Source organism: Romboutsia hominis (genome assembly GCF_900002575.1).
GTDB lineage: Bacteria > Bacillota > Clostridia > Peptostreptococcales > Peptostreptococcaceae > Romboutsia_C > Romboutsia_C hominis.
Genome location: NZ_LN650648.1, coordinates 865,593 through 885,139 on the forward strand (window position 1 = coordinate 865,593; position 19,547 = coordinate 885,139).

A 19,547-nucleotide genomic window follows, 5' to 3' on the forward strand; every position below is an offset into this window, starting at 1 on the left:
CATATGAAAAAGATTTTTGAAATTTATTTAAGAGATTTAAAAAATATATTAACTATTAAGTCAGCCTTTATAATAATCGGAGGGCTTTGTTTGATACCATCGTTATATGCGTGGGTTAATATAGAGGCTTGCTGGAATCCTTATTCAAACACGGGAAATATTCCAGTAGCTATAGTAAATCAAGATGAGGGAACTTCCGTTGATGGAAAGTTTATAAATGTAGGTGATGAAATAGTTAAAGAGCTTAAAAAGAATAAAGACATAGGGTGGCAGTTTGTAGATGAGTGGCAAGGAAATTATCAGTTAAATGAAGGAAAATTTTATGCATTAATTGAAATACCACCTGATTTTTCTAAAGATTTGTCAACACTTACAACGAAAGACCCTCAAAAGCCAAATATTATATATAAGGCTAATGAAAAAGTTAATGCAATAGCTACTAAAATAACAGATGTTGCTAAAAATAAGTTAGTAGAAGAAATAAAAGCTAATTTTGTTGATACTTTAAATAAAGAAGCTTTTTCATTTTTATCAACATTAGGAGTTAAGTTAGAAGACAATAAACCGCAGATAATAGAATTAAAAAATGCTTTAGATAGTACATATAATAATTTAGAGAAAATAAATAATTATGTAAAAGAAGCAAATTCTCATGCAAATACACTTAAAAAGTATTTAAATAATACAAAAGGAAATCTTCCTCAGATAAAAAAAGAAATAAATAGTCTTCAAGATGTAGTAAAAAATAGTAAAAATTTAGTATTAGTTACAAAGGATAGTGTGAATAATGCATCAGAAAATATGAATAATAATATGAATACTATAAATAATATAAATACTAAATTACAAAATGAAATTGATAATTTAAAAAATATAAATGATGGTTCTTCAATTGAAAATGTAGAAAATACGATAGAGTCGGTATTAAAATTGATATCAACTATGGAAAATACGATAGATAAAGTTATAAGTGATCTTGAAAATATAAATAGCAAACATGAAAGTTCTAAGACACAAAATATAATAGATTCACTTAATACTTTAAAAACTATACTTTCTTCAGAAAAAGATAAATTAAGTGAGTTAAAATCAGTAATTGAAAGTGGTGGAACTAAAGAACAAATAGATGAACAACTTAATTCTTTATCAGAATTAGAAAATTCATTTAACAATAAGTTAAATTTAACAAATACTATATTTACTTCTGATGTATCTAATGTTTTAGATAGTGTAGGAGATGCTATGATTTCTAGCTCTTCTGATATAAACAACATATTAGAAAGTATAAATGTTATAATACCTCAAATAGATGCACTTTCTACTTATGGAATATCAAGTAGTGATGTTTTTGTAAAACAAGCAGGTAATATATCAAAAGAACTTAATAAGTTTGAAGATGATTTAGATAAGTTAGTAGAAAAAACTAAGATATTAACAGATAAAAATTTAGACAAGTTAATTTCAATATTAGATAAAAATTCAAAAGAGATAGCATCTTTTATATCATCACCTGTTAATGTTAAGACAGAAGAGTTATATAAGGCAGGTATATTTGGAGTCGCTTTAATGCCATTTTACTCAGTACTTGCAATATGGGTAGGAGCACTTTTATCTACATCACTACTTACAACAGAGTGTGAAGAATTAGCGGGAGAAAAAACTAATTTAGTTCAAAAACATTTTGGTAAAATGCTTACATTTATGACAGTATCATTAATACAGTCTTTAATAATTGCAACAGGTAATATATTTATATTTGATAAGCCTGTTAGTATACCTTTAATGTATTTATTTACTATAGTATCTTCTATACTATTTACTACAATTATATTTACATTAGTTTCTTTATTTGGGAACTTAGGTAAAGCTATAGCTATAGTTATTATGGTCTTCCAAATAGCAGGTTCTGGAGGGATATATCCTATACAAACTAACCCTAAGATATTTGAAATATTACAACCATATTGGCCATTTACTTATGCTATAGATGGATTTAGAGAAGCTATAGCAGGACCTAGCATGAGTGCTGTATATTATGATTTATCTATGTTAGCAATATTCTTTGTAATATTTATATCATTAGTCATATTTAAGAAAACTTTCCATAATATAACTGAATTTATGAATGATAAGTTTAAGGAGTCTGGTTTATAGTTATAAATAATGGTAATTATTTAACAAATAAATATTGAATAGCATTTCCATGACTAGTAAAATAATAATCATAATAAACATTAAGGAAGTGACAATATGAACAAGGATTATTATTGCCCATACTGTAAATCTAAATTAGATGTACTAGATGGATGAGGTACTATTAATTATTATTGCATGGAGTGCAATATGCTTATATCTAGAAAGAAGATATTGACTAAAGAAGAATTAGAGAATATTGATATAGAAAATAAAAATACCTAAAGGAATAATTCCTTTAGGTATTTTTATTAACATTACTATTAGTTATTATCTATTTCTCTTCTTGGGATAGTATATTGAATAGCATTTTCAATTTGCTCTAAATATCTTTCATCTTTTGGGGCAACAAATAGACAAGTATAACCTTTTTTACCAGCTCTACCAGTTCTACCAATACGATGTATGTAGTCTTCTGAAGTTTCTGGTATATCATAGTTATATACATGAGTAACACCAGTAACATCAATACCTCTAGATGCAACATCAGTAGCTATAAGATATTGTATATCTGCATTTCTAAAAGATTTCATAATTCTTTCACGTTTTGATTGAGGGATGTCGCTGTGAAGTTTAGCACAATTATACCCTCTTTGACAAAGTGCTTCATCTAAAGCATCTGCTCTTCTTTTGGTTCTACAGAAGATTATAGCTAAAAAAGGATTATCTTTATCAAGTACAGAACATAGTGCATCTTGTTTTCTTCTATCTGTAGTTTCTACAACTTCTTGATTTATATTTTCAAGTGTTATTTCTTCTTTTTCTATAGATACAACAACAGGATTAGTCATATATCTATAAGCTAATTTTTTAACTTGTGAGTTCATAGTAGCGGAGAAACACAATGTTTGACGCTTTTTAGGAACCTCCTTTAATATAGCTTCAACTTCATTTTTAAATCCCATAAATAACATTTGGTCAGCTTCATCTAGTACAAAAGTTTTTAACTTACTAAGATTTACAGTTTTTCTATCTAAGTGATCTAAAAGTCTTCCTGGTGTAGCTACTATAAGGTGTATATTTCCCTTTAACTTTTTTAATTGACCTGCTATATCTTTTCCACCATAAGCTGATAATACATTTATATTCTTACCTTTTGAAAGTTCAATGGCTTGTTCAGTTATTTGAATAGCTAACTCTCTTGTTGGTGACAATATAAGTGCTTGAACATAATTAGCGTTTGGATTAATATTTTCAAATATAGGAAGTAAAAATGCTAGAGTTTTTCCCGTACCAGTTTGAGCTTCTGCTATAACATCTTTTCCAGACTTTATAAATCCAATACTTTCTTTTTGTATAGGTGTAGGAGAGTTAATTCCCCTATTTTTTAGTACATTTACTAAATCTTTACTAATTCCAAGTTCTTCAAAATTCATTATATATTACCTCTTAATATCTTTATAATTTGAGCAACGGATTTGACCGAAATAGTTTGCCAACACGTTGCTTAAAGCATTAGTGAACGTTATATCGTTGCAACATAGAAATAGTTATCCTGAATGTCGCTTAAACGAAGTAAACTTTTTATTTATATTTTCCGTATTAATAAATAATATCATATAGTTATAATTAATACTAATAATATTATTTATTAATATAAAATATTAATGTTAGTTTTATATATTAATGGGTATTAAGTAAATGTTAGTATTTATAAATATACAGAAGATTTTATAAATTATAATTAAAGTTGATTTATTTAGATTATAGAAATATACTATAAGTATAAAATAAAATATTTGCTAGGGGTGCCGAAAGGCTGAGAGACGAAACGTTAACCCTTGTACCTGATCTGGATAATACCAGCGTAGGAAAGCTTGATAATATATTATTATATTATATATTAAATTAGAAATTAAGGCTATATTCCAATGTTGGGGTATAGCTTTTTAATTGCAAAAATATATGATATTGAAGTTAATTGAGGAGATAACAAGCTTTAGCAAATTAAATATTTAATAAATAAAAGGGAGAAGATCATATGAAAAACTACAAAATACCTACACTGACAATAGCAGGTTCAGACTCGTCTGGTGGAGCAGGTGTACAAGCTGATTTAAAAACATTTAGTGCAATAGGAACTTATGGGATGAGTGTTATAACAGCTATAACAGCCCAAAATACTAAAGGTGTATTTATGGTAGAAGATTTAAGCAAAGAGATAATTAAAAAACAAATAGAAGTTGTATTTGATGATATACGTCCAAAATCTTTAAAAATAGGTATGGTATCTAGTGAAGAAATAATAAAAGAAATAGCAAAAACTCTAGATAAATACAAACCAGAAAATCTAGTTATTGATCCGGTAATGATATCAAAGAGTGGATATTCACTACTTAAGCCAGAAGCTAAGCAAAGTATGATAGAGTATCTTATACCAATGGCCTACATAATAACACCAAATACACCAGAAGCAGAAGAAATAACAGGTATTAAAATAGACAATGTTGAGGATATGAAATTAGCAGGTCAAAAAATATTAGAATTAGGTCCGAAGTTTGTACTTATGAAGGGGGGACACTTAGACGGTGATGCTGTAGATATACTTATAGGCAAAGATATATTTAAAGTATATAAGAGTGAAAGGCTATATAGAAAAAATACGCATGGAACAGGATGTACACTATCTTCAGCAATAGCTGCACACTTAGCATTAGGATATGATATATGTGAAAGCGTAAAAAGAAGTAAGGAGTATATAACAAACGCAATAAGATATAGTTTTGATATAGGAAGTGGAGTAGGACCTGTTCATCATTTCTATGAAATAGAAAATAAGAAAATATAGTATTGGGGTAGAGAATATGTATAGTTTAATAAATAAAGTTAAAGAAATTAATCCATTAGTACTTCATTATACTAATGAAGTAACTATAAATGATTGTGCTAATATAACATTGGCACTAGGAGCGAGTCCTTTAATGAGTTTTTCATATGAAGAAGTAGAAGAGATTGTTCAGGTAGCAAGTTCAGTAGTTATAAATATAGGTACTATGAAATCTTCTAACTTAGAATTATTTTTACAAGCAGGTAAAATGGCCAATAAGTACAATAAACCTGTTGTACTTGACCCAGTAGGAGTATTTGCTACAAAAACTAGGGCAAATTTTGTAAAAAGATTATTAAATGAAGTAAGATTTACTGCAATAAAAGGAAATGTAGCTGAGATTAAATATATAGGTGGATTTGATGTTAAAGGCAAGGGTGTTGACTCTTTTGATGATGACAAAAATATTGATGAAGCTATAAAAAAGATTGCTAACAAATTAGAATGTGTAGTTTGTGCAACTGGAAAAGTAGATAGTGTAACTGATGGAAATAGAATAATTAAAATATATAATGGAACACCTAAGTTAAAGTATATAACTGGTACAGGGTGTATGTGTGCTAGCTTAATGGGATCATATCTTGGGAGTAGTGATAAAACTTTAGAGGCTATCTCTATGGGGATAATGACGATGAGTTTATGCGGACAGCTAGCTGATAAAGAAAATATATCTATAGGAGACTTCAAAGTTGAGCTTATGAATAATATATATGACCTAGATGAAGAAAAGCTAAATAAATTTGGAAAGGTTGAGGTTATATAATGAAATTTACAGATTATTTATTTGAAGAAGTTAAAAATATATGGCAAGAATACTTAGAACATCCATTTATAAAAGAACTAGGAGAAGGTACTTTACCTAAAGAGAAATTTAAAAATTATTTAGTACAAGATTATTTATACCTTAAAGAATTTGGTAAAGTATTTGCAATGTGCTTAATAAAGTCAAAGACTATAGAGGAAATGAACTTTTTCAGTAGAGCCATAAGTGCATCGATAGAATATGAAACAGCAGTACATGTTAGTTATATGAACAAATTAGGAGTACCACCAAAAATAGCAGAAACATGTAAATATGAAATAACAACAGATAATTATACTAGTTATATGCAAGCTATAGCCTTAAAAGGAAATTTAAGAGAAATTGTAATCTCTACAATGCCTTGTAACTGGAGCTATAATTATATAGGACACTATCTACTAGATAATTACAAAGAGACATTAGAAGGAAATTACTACAAAGAATGGATAGATATGTACTCTGAAGGAAAATTTGACGAGAATCTAAGGGAGTGGTTAGATTATGTTAACTATTTATGTAGAGATATAAGTAATGAAGAAAGAGAAAACTTAAAAGAAATATTTATAAAATCAAGTTTACATGAATTAGAATTTTGGAATATGGCCTATAAAGAAACTAAGGAGGGAGACTTATGTCTAGTTTAAATAATATATTAGGAATAGTTATATTAATCGTTAGTATAGGATGGTTTTGCTTGTATCTAAAAGATATGAAAAATAGAAAATTAAGCACAAAAGAAATAGTAATAATCGGTATGTTTTCAGCAATGTCTTATATACTTTCTATGATTCAATTTATAAAATATCCTCAAGGCGGGGGAATAACTTTATTTTCAATGTTACCTACAATGCTACTTGCTATACTTTACGGTAAAGAAGTTGGGATAACTGCAGGTTTAGTTTTTGCTTTAATAAAGTTAATAAGTGGACCAACAATAATACATCCAGCTCAGTTTTTATTAGATTATATACTTCCAATGATGGTACTAGGGTTAGCAGGAATATTTGGAAGAGATAAAAAATTTAATATATTTGCAGGATGCATATTAGCAACTAGCCTTAGTGTTTTAATGTATATAATATCAGGAGTATTATATTTTGCACAATATGCACCTAAAGGAATGAATCCTATAGTATATTCATGTGTATATAATATATCAAGTGCAGGTGTAGAAGGATTATTAACTAGCATATTAATATTATTTATACCTATAAAGAGGTTTAGTAAGGTTTTAAATATATCAATTAGCCAATAAATACTAAAAAATTAATATAGGAGATAAAGATGAGAGAAAAATTAAAATTATATTTAGTTACAGACTCAGATATTTTAAAAGGTAGAGATTTTTATGAGTCTATAGAAGAAGCATTAAAAGCAGGCGTAAAAACAGTTCAATTAAGAGAGAAAAAAGCATCAGGAAAAGAATTTTTAGAAAAAGCTTATAAATTAAGAGAACTTACAAAAAAATATAATGCAATTTTTATAATAAATGATAGAGTAGATATAGCAATGTTAGTAGGTGCAGACGGTGTTCATATAGGACAAAGTGATATACCATGTAGTGAAGTTAGACATTTAATAGGGAATGATAAGATAATTGGGGTATCTACTCAAAATCTAGAATTATCACTTAAGGCAAAAAATGATGGTGCAGATTATATAGGTGTAGGATCAATGTTTACTACAACTACTAAATTGGATGCAAAACATGTGAGTATAGAAGAATTAAGAAGTATAAAAGAAAATATAGATATACCAATAGTATGTATTGGTGGTATAAATCTATCTAATATATCTGCTTTAAAAAATGAAAATATAGATGGATATGCAATAGTATCAGAGATATTAAAATATGATGATATATATGGTCAAACTAAAAAATTTATGGATGTTATATAATATAAAAAAAGAAGATGCTTTTAAAAGTATCTTCTTTTTTATTATAAATTAAACTCTAAAAAGGTAATACAATTCAAGGAAATTGCCTAAAAGTGTAGAATACTTATTAAGGGTTATATTTGGGGGAGATAAGAATGAAAGAGTTTTTTAATAATTTGAGTGATAGTATATTTATATTAGATAAAGATTTTAATATAATATTTTGTAACAATAAGTTATTAGAGTATATAAATGAAAAAGACATTAATTCCTTAAACATAGATATAAGTAGTAAAGTAAAAATAGAAAAATTAGAGTTTAAAAACTACTTCGATATAGGTATAAAACTAAATACATCAAATGGAGAATTTGAATTAAGCACTAATATAACTAAAACGAAAGATAATGGTACATATATATTAGTAAGAGATATAACTGACAATAATATAGATAATATGGTAATTAATATAGATAACAATAGAAAAAGGGAGTTTAAAAATTCAGAGAAATTAATATATGATATGAGTGCTATCTTAGATGAAATAAAAAAAGACAGCGATATATATAAAATCTTAGAAAATATAGATTTAGAAGGTACTATAATTAACTTTATAGATGAAATAAAAAAAGTAGAATTTATAAAAAAGGATTTGGAGGTATTCTTAAGTATATCTGCAGATGTAATAGGAGCTATAGATAGAAATGCTTACATTAAACTTTTTACAAAAGAATGTAATAAAATAACAGGATTTAATGAAGAAGAATTAACATCAACTAGTATAATAGATAAAATATATGATGATCATAAAGAAGAATTTTTAAATATCTTAAGTTTAAAGGATGGAAATGTAAAGGTAATAGAAAATAAAATGATATGTAAAGATAATAGCTATAAATGGCTGAGATGGCACTTAAAATATATAAAAGAAAGAGATATCATAGCATTTTCTGTAAGAGATATAGATAAAGAAAAAGAAGATGTAGAAGCTAGGCAAAAATTAGAGCAAAATATATATTTAGAGTCAATGAAAAATGAATTTTTCGCAAATATATCCCATGAATTTAAGACACCGCTTAATATTATGCTTGGAATAATACAGTTAATAGATATTAATATAGTAAAAGAAAATATAAAATTTAATGATAAGATAGATTTAGAAAATTATATTAAATTATTTAAGCAAAACCTATATAGGATACTAAGATTGGTAAATAATATCATAGATATAACAAAAATAGATGCAGGATATTATGAATTAGAGCTTGGAAACTATAATATAGTAAATGTAGTAGAAGAGATAAGTTTATCTGTAACTCCTTATGCTAAAAATAAACAAATTGATTTGGTATTTGATACAAACTGTGAGGAAATGATACTTGCATTTGATCCAGAAAAAATAGAAAGAATACTTTTAAATTTATTATCTAATTCTATTAAACATACAAGTATTAATGGATGTATTTATGTGAATGTAGAAAGCAAAGGAGATAGAGTGTATATATCTGTTTGTGATAATGGAGAAGGTATAGATAGTAATAAATTACAAAGTATATTTGAAAGATTTACACAGGTAAAGAGTAATATAGCAAGTAGTTATGAAGGTAGTGGAATAGGTTTATCACTAGTTAAATCTTTAGTAAATCTTCATGGCGGAGATATAAGTGTAAAAAGTGAGGTAGGAAAAGGTAGTAAGTTTGAATTTTATTTACCAAGCAAGTTAGTAAAAAGCAAAACAAATATAAAGAAATTTATATCAGAAAATAGTAAGATTGAAATGTGTAATATAGAATTTTCTGATATATATAGATAAAAGCATCCATATGGATGCTTTTATTTTTTAGTATTTTATTTATTTACTTCTTTTTTAGGGATTGTAGCTATTTTAAATTTAATTGCTATCAAAAATAGTGAAACAATAGGATTTATTAAGTTTAAGAATGCATATGGAAGATAGGCAAAAGTACTAACTCCTAATGTACCATAGATGTAAGCTCCACATGTATTCCAAGGAACTAAGGCAGAACTCATAGTCCCACTATCTTCAAGCGCTCTTGATAGCATTTTAGGATGAAGACCTCTTTTTGCGTATTCATCTTTAAACATTCTTCCAGGTATAACTATAGATAAATACTGTTCACCAGCTACTGTATTAGTCATTACACATGTAACCATAGTTGAAAAAACAACTCCAAATGTACCTTTTGCAAATTTAAGTAAAGCTGAAGCTAAAGCCTCTAACATACCAGTTTTTTCAAGTATTCCACCTAAAGCTAGAGCAGATATTGTTAAAGAAACAGTACTCATCATATTCATTAATCCGCCTTTAGATAATAATTCATCAACTTCTGCAACACCAGTATTAGAAACAAAACCAGTATGAGCTGCACTTATTATATCTCCAACTGATGCACCTTGAAATACTATAGCAAATACAAATCCTAAAATAGCACCAAATATAAGCCCAGGTATAGCAGGAACTTTAAATATTACCAGACCAATAACCACTATTGGAGGTATAAATAATATAGGTGATAGAGTATTAAATGAACTAGCCAAAGTATCTCTTATTAAATTAATATTAGACATGTCTAATTCTTGTCCTCCATATCTCATACCTATTATACTGTAAAGTACAAGGCATATTAAAAGAGAAGGTATAGTTGAATAAAGCATATAATTTATATGTTCAAATAAAGTAGCACCAGCCATAGCAGGAGCTAAGTTTGTTGTATCTGATAGAGGAGAAAGTTTATCTCCAAAATAAGCACCTGATATTATTGCTCCTGCAACTATAGGTGCTGGAATTTGAAGACCTTGCCCAATACCTAAAAGAGCAACTCCAACAGTTCCCATAGTACTCCATGATGAACCAGTAGCTAAAGAAACTATACCACAGATAATAGTAGTAGCTGCTAAGAATATTCCTGGAGATAAGATTTTTAATCCCCAATAAATCATAGATGGAACAACACCACTAATTATCCAAGTTCCAATAAGCACACCTATTATCATTATGATAAGAATAGCCTGCATGGCCATTTTTATAGAAGAAAACATGCTTTCCTCTAATTCGCTCCACTCAAATCCAAGTCTGTAAACAGCTACTAAGCCAGCGACTATAGCTCCACCGATTAAAGGAACATGAGGAGAAGCTCCGTATTTAAATATAGATATACCTAGAAATAAAGCTAAACATACAATTGGTATTAATGCATCAACTAAGGTAGCTTGCTTTTTTTCTCTTTTACTCATAAAATAAAAGTCCCCCTTAGAAATTTATAATTTTCACTAGAAGTAAATAAAAATATGATTACAATTAAATAAAGCAAATAATATGCCAGATGTATATGATAATAAATAAAAAAGTATTATATATGTAATTAATTAGAAAATTATCTAAAAATTAAAAAAATTATAAAAATATAAAACGCGTTATTGCAAAAAAATAAGCAACTATGCAAAAAAATTTGCTGAAAAGCAAAAATTACTATTTAGATTGGTTAAACTAATTAAAACGATAAATCAGGAGAAAGATATGAATGATTTAATTCTTACGCTGCTTAATTTAAAATACATAGGAAATAAAACAATAGAATACATACTACATATTAGCAAAAGTACAAAACATAATGAAAAAGAGATTTTACATTTACTGGAAGAGGCAAATTTGAAAGGTAAAACAAAACGAATATATACGTTAGATGATATAAAAATAGCTATTAATAAAACATATAAAATTAAAGAATCTTGTATAAAACAAAATATAAAAATTGTAAGCATACTAGAAAGTAGCTATCCTGAAAAGTTAAGACACATAAATGATAGACCATTATTACTTTTTTATAAAGGAAATTATAGTGCTATGACAAATAATAAATCAATAGCTATAATAGGAAGTAGAAAAGCTAGTGTAAAAGGGCTAAAGTCATCTTACAATATGGCCTATTTACTAGGGAAAGATGGATATAGTATTATAAGTGGACTAGCTAAAGGTTGTGATGAACAAGCACATAAAGGTTGCTTAGATGCATTTGGAAGTACAGTAGCGGTTTTACCATGTCCTTTAGATAATATATATCCTAAAAGTAATGTAAAGTTAGCAAATGATATAGTAGATAATAAAGGGTGCTTAGTAAGCGAATATCCATTAGGAAGTAATATACATAAAAGCAATTTTATAAGAAGGAATAGACTTCAAAGTGGATTAAGCAATGCTTTAATAGTATGTGAGACAAATGAAAATTCTGGTACAAATCATACCATTAATTTTTGCATAAATCAAAATAGGATTTTATCTTGTATAAATATTAAGCGAAATGTAGAGATTATAGATAATAAAAATTGTATAGTTATAAATGATGAATGTGATATAAATAAGCTTAAAGAAAAAATAGAAAATGGTAATAAAAATTATATAGATAATGGTAAGCAACTAGTATTTAAATTATAAAAGTTATCTAAATAAAAACTAGAGAGGGCGTTTACCTCTCTAGTTATATTAAAGAAAAATTACTATAGTCTATCAAGACCTTGTTTTAAATCTGCTATTATATCATCACAATCCTCTAATCCAACAGATATTCTAATTAATCCATCTGAAATTCCTGCTGCAGCTCTTTCTTCTGGAGTATATGGAGAATGAGTCATTGAAGCTGGATGTTGAATTAATGTTTCACAGTCCCCTAAACTAACAGCAAGAGTGCATAATTCTAAAGAATTTAATAATTTCTTACCTGCTTCTAATCCACCCTTAACTTCAAAGGCTATCATACCACCAGGCATATCCATTTGTTTTTTAGCTAGTTCATATTGAGGGAAGCTTTTAAGTCCTGGATAATTTACTTTTATAACATTTTCATGAGTTTCTAAAAATTCTGCAACTTTCATAGCATTTTGAGTATGTCTATCCATTCTAATTTGTAAAGTTTTCATACCTCTAAGTATTAAATAAGCATCGAATGGGCTTAAAACAGCACCAGTCATATCTTTAACTCCAAATAATCTTACTTGATTTATAAAGTCTTGTTTACCAACTACAAAACCAGCTATAACATCTCCGTGACCGTTTAAGTATTTAGTAGCTGAATGAACAACTACATCTGCACCTAATTCTAGAGGTCTTTGTATGTATGGAGTACAGAATGTATTATCTACTATGACTATACAATTTTTAACTTCATGTGCAATATTAGATATAGTTTCAATATCCATTATCTTTAAATCTGGATTTGCTGGAGTTTCTAAATAAACAACTCTAGTATTTTCTCTCATAGCAGATTTAACTTCATCTATATTAGATGCATCTACGAAAGTTACATCTACACCATATCTACTTATACCATGATTTAGTAATGCAAATGTACAACCGTATAATGTTTTTGAAGCAACAACATGATCTCCTGCTTTTAAAGCAGTCCAAAGAGCAGAACTTATAGCACCTATTCCAGAAGCTGTTGACATACAAGCTTCTCCATTTTCAAGTAAAGCCATTTTCTCTTCTAATTGAGAATTTGTAGGATTTCCTAATCTAGAATATATGTACCCACCTTCTTCAAGAGCAAATCTTCTACCACCTTGTTCAGCACTATCAAATACAAAAGTTGATGTTTGGAATATTGGTGTAGTTAAAGCACCAGATACTGGATCTTTATGATGTCCTCCGTGAATAGCTTTTGTAGCAAATTTTTTCCCTCTTAAGTTTTCCATAGTAATTCCCTCCTAAATTTGATTAAATAGTAGTGTCTTACAATTTTCTTGAAAACGTTTTGTTAAGTTTTCAACATCAATATAACACTAAAAAAAATTCTTGTAAACAATATGGAATAAAATAGTAAGATTTCTATAATTTAAAATATTTAGATATAATGAAAATTAAAGAAATTAGATACCATTATTTGATAAATTAAAAACCATTAGTATAAAATAGTTGGATACAAAATTGTAAATTTTATCATGTGGTTTTTTACAAATAAGTGCTATATAATTAAATGTAGAACAATTATAGACAATAAAAGACAGAACGGGGGAATTTTTTATGCCGAAAAAGAACAATATAAACTTTGGTTCTAAGAAAAAAGGTCGCGTTGATGTTAAAAAAGTAGCATTAGTTTCAGTAGCATCAATAGTCATAATATTTGGAGGCTATAAGTTAGTCGGAGCGACAGCATCATTTATAGCTGAACAAAAGCAAGAAAAAATTGAAATGCAAAAAAAGGCTGAGGCAGAAAGATTAGCAGCTGAGAAGAAGCGTAAAGAAGAAGAAGAAGCTAAAAAGAGAATGGTCGGAGTTAATCATGAAGGTAAAAAATATACTTATGATGCATTAAAAGTGGCTGACAAATTAAAGAAATACGATTATAGCAACAATGGAGAAAAAGTAGTATTTTTAACTTTTGATGATGGAACATCAACAACAGTTACTCCACAAATATTAAAAATATTAGATGAGTACGGAGTTAAAGCAACATTTTTCTTAACAGGAGAAAATATTGAACGTGGCGGATCAAAAGCTAAAGAACTTATAAAAGAAGAATTTGATAAGGGTCATGCAATAGCTAATCACTCTTATAGCCATGATTATAAAATACTTTATCCTAATAGAGTTTTAAATTTAGATAATTTTAAAGGTGACTTTGCAAAAACTGATAAGATATTAAAGGATACTTTAGGTCCAAACTTCTCAACAAGAGTTATAAGATGTCCAGGTGGACATATGTCATGGAAAGGTATGGAACCATTAGATCAGTATTTAAACGAAAATAAAATGGCATCTATAGACTGGAATGCTTTAAGTGGAGATGCAGAAGGTGGAAGAAAAACTCCAGCTCAATTAGTAGAATATGCTAAAAAGACAGCACAAGGTAAAGAAATGGTAGTTGTATTAATGCATGATACATATGGAAAAGAAGCTACTGCAAAAGCATTACCTCAAATAATAGAATATTTCAAATCAAATGGATATGAATTTAAAACATTATCTTAATTTTATAAAAAGCCTACAGGTATTTATTACCTTGTAGGCTTTTTTATTATGTTAAAATTAGCATCTGAATAATTAAAATTATTGGAACTCCTATTTTAAACTTGTTTTTTTGCGTTTTATGGTGGAATCTATACATTCCAATTAATATACCTAAACTGCCACCTACTAATGATAGCATCATAAGAGTATTTTCGCTTATTCTATATTCATGATTTATGGCCTTTTTCTTATCTATATACATTGAATAAAAAGAAGCTATATTTATAATTAACATATAAAATAAAAATAAATTTTCCATATATAATCCTTTCTTTTTAATTAAAATATTAATAATCGTAAATGAATATAATAACTTATATACTATAAAAATATATTATACATTAGTATAATATTAACATAGAATAAATAAAAAGGAAGTGTAAAACATGACTAAAATAAAAGATGTAACCACATTAGTTAAAACTAAATTTGTAGGGCTTTATGATGTTGAATATGAAAATAAAAATAATGACATAAGACACTGGATGGTAGCATCAAGAAAAGATGAAAATAATCTAAAGGAAATATATATAAACGATAAAGAAGATAAAATAGATGCAGTAGTAATAGCAGCATATCATAAAAGCGAAAAGAAGTTAGTACTTATAAAACAATTTAGAGTACCTATAAATAGTTATATATATGAACTTCCAGCAGGACTTGTGGATAATGAAGAGGGTATAGAAAAAGCGGTAAAAAGAGAATTAAAAGAGGAAACAGGTCTAGAACTTATAAGTATAAATAATATAAATAGTAATGATAAATTATATTTATCTCCAGGAATGACTGATGAATCAGTAGCATTTGTATATTGTTTATGTGATGGCAATTTAAGTAAAGAATTTTTAGAAGAAGATGAAGATATAGAAGCATTTTTAGTATCAAAGGAAGAAGCTAAAGAAATAATAAACGGAAGAGAAAAAATAGATATAAAATCATATCTACTACTTCAAATGTTTATAAACTTAGGTGAAAAACTATTTCATTAATTATATTATATAAATACTAAATATATATATATGATAACCGTATTATTTAATGTACGGTTTTTTATATATAAGTAAGTAGGGAGATTTAGTATGAATGTTAACCAAATAGTTATGATAGAGCTTTTAAATGCTATAAGCAAATCTAATTCAAAAAATAAAGCTTGTACAAACAATAATTCAAATGTATTTGATTTTGTATTACAAAGTACATTTAATAGTATACTTAATGATAGTCCAACATGTAGCTGTAGTTGTAGCTGTAGTAATGAGAATCAAAATAAACTTAATGGTTTAGATACACTTTTAAGTAATGTTAACGTAAGTAAAGTTAATAATAGTAGTAATATAAATAATGCTCAAAAAAGTAATAATAAGATGGATGATGCAATAAAATTGCTAGAAAGCCAAATAGGAAAGCCATATGTATGGGGGGCAACAGGACCAAAATCTTTTGATTGTTCTGGGCTAGTTCAATATGTTTATAAAAATGCACTAGGTAAAGATATACCTCGAGTATCCTATGAACAAAGTAAGTTTGGCAAAGCTATTGACAAAAAGGATTTACAAGTCGGAGATTTAATATTTTTCGATACTATGAATAAAGGCAGAGTTAGTCATGTGGGAATGTATGTAGGAAATGGTGAATTTATACATGCATCTAATCCAAAAGATGGAGTTAAAAAATCTAAACTAACAGGTTATTACGAAAAACACTATAGAGGAGCCAGAAGACCATAGAATTAATTACCTATAAAATAAGTTAAGATGTATCATAAGTTTATGATATAGCTTAACTTATTTTATAGGCAGATATTCTTAAGATTAAGTAAGTGATTTTTTTTATAGTATAAATATATATATTTATGGGATTTATATTTATATATTATAAAATAATAGAAATAAATACTAAAATATAAGGAGCAAATTATGATTAATGAAAATATACTATCTACAATAGGAAATACTCCTATGATAAAACTTAACAATATAGGTAATAAAAATATATATGTAAAACTAGAAAAATACAACCCAGGAGGAAGTATAAAAGATAGAGCTGTTTTAAATATGATAAAAGGGCTAGAAGAAAGAAATATATTAAAAAATGGAAGTGTATTGGTAGAAGCTACAAGTGGGAATACAGGTATAGCTCTATCAATGGTAGGAGCTTTAAAAGGATACGAAGTTATAATAGTAATGCCAGACACTATGAGTGAAGAAAGAAGGACACTTATGAAATGTTATGGTGCCAAATTAATATTAACAGATGGCAAGCTAGGTATGGATGGTGCTATAAATAAAGCTAAAGAGTTAATAGAAAATAATGAAAACTATATAAGTTTAAATCAATTTGAAAATGAAGATAATCCATATGCTCATTACAATACAACAGCAGTTGAAATATTAAATGATGTTAAAGATATAGACATTTTTGTTTGTGGTGTAGGGACAGGAGGAACATTGACAGGAATAGGAAGATACCTAAAAGAAAAAAATAAAGACATTAAGGTGGTAGCATTAGAGCCAAAAAGTTCACCTGTAATATCTAAAAATATTAAAGGACCTCATAAAATTCAAGGTATAGGAGCAGGATTTATACCTAAAAATTATGACGATAGTATAGTAGATGAGGTTATTACAGTAAGTGATGAAGAGGCCTATGAAGGAGTAAGATTAATGGCTAAAAAAGAAGGGATATTAGTAGGAATATCATCAGGTGCAAATGTTTATGGTGCACTAGAATTATCAAAGAGATTTCCTAATAAGAAAATAGTTACAGTATCACCAGATGGGTTAGATAAATATATGTCTTTGAATATATTTAATTAAATCATAGAGGGATGATTATATGTTTGAGAAAATTAAAGCAGATATTGAGTATATAATGGAGAATGATCCAGCAGCAAGAAGCAAAACAGAGGTATTTTTACTTTATCCATCTATACATGCAAGGATAGGGCATAGTATTTCTCATTTTTTATATAGACATAAGAGATTTTTTTTAGCAAGGTTAGTATCACAAATCTCAAGATTTTTAACAGGTATAGAAATACATCCTGGGGCTAAATTAGGTGGAGGAATACTTATAGATCATGGTATGGGGGTAGTTATTGGAGAAACTGCTGAGGTTGGAAGTAGAGTAACTATATATCATGGAACAACTTTAGGTGGAACAGGAAAAGAAAAGGGAAAAAGACATCCAACTGTTGGTGATAATGTAATAATTGGGGCAGGAGCCAAAGTTTTAGGTCCTATCAATATAGGATCAAATTCAAAAATAGGATCAAATGCAGTTGTTTTAAAAGATGTACCAAATGGAGCTACAGTTGTTGGAATACCTGGTAAAGTAGTTAAGGTGAGATAATTTCAAAAAGTAACACAATATATCTAAAACATGTTATTATATATTATAAAGTTAAAAATTAAGGATGGATGATTTTATGCACTTTACATATATAATAAGATGTAGAGATAATTCTTTATATACAGGATACACAACTGATGTAATAAGACGTATGAAAGAACACGAAAAAGGTATAAATTCTAAATATACAAGGTCAAGAGGTTTTTTAAAATTAGAAGTATGTTTTGTAAGTGATACGAAAAGTAAAGCTATGAAATTAGAAAGCTATATAAAAAAACTTTCTAGAAATAAAAAGCTTTGGCTAATAGAAAATAATGAAGAATTTGTAAATGAATTAGAAGATAAAGAAGAATATAAAATATATAAAGAGGAAGCTTTAAAATAATTAAGCTTCCTCTTTATATATTTTATATTAATTTTTATAAGGGATTTTCTTAGGAGGCATATATTTTTCTTTTACTTTTTTACCAGGAGCTTCATATCCCTTAGGTCCCATAGGCCCAACTTCACCTTTGGCGCCTTTAGGCCCAGTAGGTCCCATTTCACCTTTAGATCCAGTAGGTCCCATAGGTCCCATTTCGCCTTTAGATCCAGAAGGCCCCATAGGTCCCATTTCGCCTTTAGATCCAGAAGGCCCCATAGGTCCCATTTCACCTTTAGATCCAGTAGGTCCCATAGGTCCCATTTCGCCTTTAGATCCAGAAGGCCCCATAGGTCCCATTTCGCCTTTAGATCCAGAAGGCCCCATAGGTCCCATTTCACCTTTAGATCCAGTAGGTCCCATAGGTCCCATTTCACCTTTAGCACCTTTAGATCCAGTAGGTCCCATAGGTCCCATTTCACCTTTAGCACCTTTAGGTCCAGCAGGTCCCATAGATCCCATTTCACCTTTAGCACCTTTAGGTCCAGCAGGTCCCATAGATCCCATTTCACCTTTAGCGCCTTTAGGTCCAGCAGGTCCCATAGGTCCCACTTCACCCTTAGGTCCTTTAGGTCCAGCAGGCCCCATAGGTCCCATTTCACCTTTAGGTCCTTGTACACCTACACACGAACTTGTACCACATAGAGGATTAACATATGTTTCTTTACCAAAATCTATATATTGAATGGCATTAAGTTTTACGTATATAGGTCCTTTACCTGATGGAGTTTTACCAACAACTCCGCAACTATTTACATCACATATACAAAGTCTTAATATACAATTATTATCTACTAACTTTAATCCAACAATCCTTCCTATACAATTACATAATATATGAAATATTTCACAGTTGCACAAATCGACAGGATATACAAACATAGGGGACATTTTTAAATTTGCACCCTTATCTTTTTTATATTCTTTTTCACAATGGCAATCATCTAAATCATAGTACTTTTTACACTTCTTAGTTTTATTCATACAATCTTTATGCATACAAACACCCCATGTCAAATATTTTAATTTAGTAGTAATACTACATAATATACA

General features: G+C 28.2%; 19 protein-coding genes and 1 riboswitch. Of the genes, 14 read left to right on the forward strand and 5 right to left on the reverse strand.

Annotated features, from left to right (window positions below; genetic code table 11):
• Window positions 1-3 precede the first annotated feature (3 nt).
• Window positions 4-2,154: a YhgE/Pip domain-containing protein gene (locus tag FRIFI_RS04055; protein ID WP_166505056.1), complete on the forward strand. Its 2,151-nt coding sequence runs from the start codon at window positions 4-6 to the stop codon at window positions 2,152-2,154.
• A gap of 302 nt (window positions 2,155-2,456) precedes the next feature.
• On the opposite strand, the gene FRIFI_RS04060 is transcribed toward FRIFI_RS04055, so the two are convergent.
• Window positions 2,457-3,569, reverse strand: coding sequence for a DEAD/DEAH box helicase (locus FRIFI_RS04060; protein ID WP_166505057.1), 1,113 nt, complete (start codon window positions 3,567-3,569; stop codon window positions 2,457-2,459).
• 358 nt (window positions 3,570-3,927) lie between these two features.
• Window positions 3,928-4,024, forward strand: a riboswitch (TPP riboswitch).
• A gap of 150 nt (window positions 4,025-4,174) precedes the next feature.
• Here FRIFI_RS04060 and thiD point away from each other — a divergent pair.
• The 6 genes from thiD (at window position 4,175) to FRIFI_RS04090 (ending at window position 9,511) form a co-directional block, all read left to right on the forward strand.
• Window positions 4,175-4,981 (forward strand): bifunctional hydroxymethylpyrimidine kinase/phosphomethylpyrimidine kinase, encoded by an 807-nt coding sequence (thiD, locus tag FRIFI_RS04065; protein WP_092926731.1) that lies wholly within the window; start codon window positions 4,175-4,177, stop codon window positions 4,979-4,981.
• Between the two features lie 16 nt (window positions 4,982-4,997).
• Window positions 4,998-5,783, forward strand: a complete 786-nt coding sequence (thiM, locus tag FRIFI_RS04070; protein WP_166505058.1) for a hydroxyethylthiazole kinase — start codon at window positions 4,998-5,000, stop codon at window positions 5,781-5,783.
• On the forward strand, window positions 5,783-6,466 hold the full coding sequence (gene tenA, locus FRIFI_RS04075; RefSeq protein ID WP_166505059.1) for a thiaminase II: 684 nt from the start codon (window positions 5,783-5,785) through the stop codon (window positions 6,464-6,466). Before thiM ends, tenA begins: the two co-directional genes overlap by 1 nt.
• Complete coding sequence (gene thiT, locus FRIFI_RS04080) at window positions 6,454-7,077, forward strand: energy-coupled thiamine transporter ThiT (protein ID WP_166505060.1); 624 nt, start codon at window positions 6,454-6,456, stop codon at window positions 7,075-7,077. The genes tenA and thiT overlap by 13 nt, the downstream gene beginning before the upstream one ends.
• A gap of 29 nt (window positions 7,078-7,106) precedes the next feature.
• A complete protein-coding gene (gene thiE, locus FRIFI_RS04085; RefSeq protein WP_092926723.1) occupies window positions 7,107-7,721 on the forward strand; it encodes a thiamine phosphate synthase in 615 nt (204 codons plus the stop codon).
• A 134-nt stretch (window positions 7,722-7,855) separates the two neighbouring features.
• Window positions 7,856-9,511 carry a sensor histidine kinase gene (locus FRIFI_RS04090; protein WP_166505061.1) on the forward strand — a complete coding sequence of 552 codons (1,656 nt, stop codon included), beginning with the start codon at window positions 7,856-7,858 and terminating at the stop codon, window positions 9,509-9,511.
• Window positions 9,512-9,546: 35 nt separating this feature from the next.
• Here FRIFI_RS04090 and nhaC read toward each other — a convergent pair whose 3' ends face one another.
• Window positions 9,547-10,953, reverse strand: coding sequence for a Na+/H+ antiporter NhaC (nhaC, locus tag FRIFI_RS04095; protein ID WP_092926719.1), 1,407 nt, complete (start codon window positions 10,951-10,953; stop codon window positions 9,547-9,549).
• Window positions 10,954-11,236: 283 nt separating this feature from the next.
• Here nhaC and FRIFI_RS04100 point away from each other — a divergent pair, with 283 nt between their 5' ends.
• A complete protein-coding gene (locus FRIFI_RS04100; RefSeq protein ID WP_166505062.1) occupies window positions 11,237-12,151 on the forward strand; it encodes a DNA-processing protein DprA in 915 nt (304 codons plus the stop codon).
• A 62-nt stretch (window positions 12,152-12,213) separates the two neighbouring features.
• On the opposite strand, the gene megL is transcribed toward FRIFI_RS04100, so the two are convergent.
• Window positions 12,214-13,407, reverse strand: coding sequence for a methionine gamma-lyase (gene megL / locus FRIFI_RS04105; protein WP_166505063.1), 1,194 nt, complete (start codon window positions 13,405-13,407; stop codon window positions 12,214-12,216).
• 328 nt (window positions 13,408-13,735) lie between these two features.
• Here megL and FRIFI_RS04110 point away from each other — a divergent pair, with 328 nt between their 5' ends.
• Window positions 13,736-14,683, forward strand: a complete 948-nt coding sequence (locus FRIFI_RS04110) for a polysaccharide deacetylase family protein (RefSeq protein WP_092926713.1) — start codon at window positions 13,736-13,738, stop codon at window positions 14,681-14,683.
• 46 nt (window positions 14,684-14,729) lie between these two features.
• Here the strand turns inward: FRIFI_RS04110 and FRIFI_RS04115 are convergent, their stop codons facing one another.
• Entirely contained in the window at window positions 14,730-14,981 is a 252-nt protein-coding gene (locus FRIFI_RS04115) for a DUF1294 domain-containing protein (protein WP_092926711.1), read from the reverse strand.
• Between the two features lie 127 nt (window positions 14,982-15,108).
• Between FRIFI_RS04115 and FRIFI_RS04120 the strand changes: the two genes are divergently transcribed.
• From FRIFI_RS04120 to FRIFI_RS04140, 5 genes are all read left to right on the forward strand, one after another.
• On the forward strand, window positions 15,109-15,711 hold the full coding sequence (locus FRIFI_RS04120; protein WP_092926709.1) for an NUDIX hydrolase: 603 nt from the start codon (window positions 15,109-15,111) through the stop codon (window positions 15,709-15,711).
• Between the two features lie 90 nt (window positions 15,712-15,801).
• Complete coding sequence (locus FRIFI_RS04125) at window positions 15,802-16,449, forward strand: C40 family peptidase (RefSeq protein WP_166505064.1); 648 nt, start codon at window positions 15,802-15,804, stop codon at window positions 16,447-16,449.
• Between the two features lie 189 nt (window positions 16,450-16,638).
• Window positions 16,639-17,538 carry a cysteine synthase A gene (gene cysK, locus FRIFI_RS04130; protein WP_092926705.1) on the forward strand — a complete coding sequence of 300 codons (900 nt, stop codon included), beginning with the start codon at window positions 16,639-16,641 and terminating at the stop codon, window positions 17,536-17,538.
• A gap of 19 nt (window positions 17,539-17,557) precedes the next feature.
• Window positions 17,558-18,073: a serine O-acetyltransferase EpsC gene (gene epsC, locus FRIFI_RS04135; protein ID WP_166505065.1), complete on the forward strand. Its 516-nt coding sequence runs from the start codon at window positions 17,558-17,560 to the stop codon at window positions 18,071-18,073.
• Window positions 18,074-18,149: 76 nt separating this feature from the next.
• Window positions 18,150-18,458 (forward strand): GIY-YIG nuclease family protein, encoded by a 309-nt coding sequence (locus FRIFI_RS04140; protein ID WP_092926701.1) that lies wholly within the window; start codon window positions 18,150-18,152, stop codon window positions 18,456-18,458.
• A 27-nt stretch (window positions 18,459-18,485) separates the two neighbouring features.
• Here the strand turns inward: FRIFI_RS04140 and FRIFI_RS04145 are convergent, their stop codons facing one another.
• Window positions 18,486-19,493 (reverse strand): collagen-like domain-containing protein, encoded by a 1,008-nt coding sequence (locus tag FRIFI_RS04145; protein WP_166505066.1) that lies wholly within the window; start codon window positions 19,491-19,493, stop codon window positions 18,486-18,488.
• Window positions 19,494-19,547 lie beyond the last annotated feature (54 nt).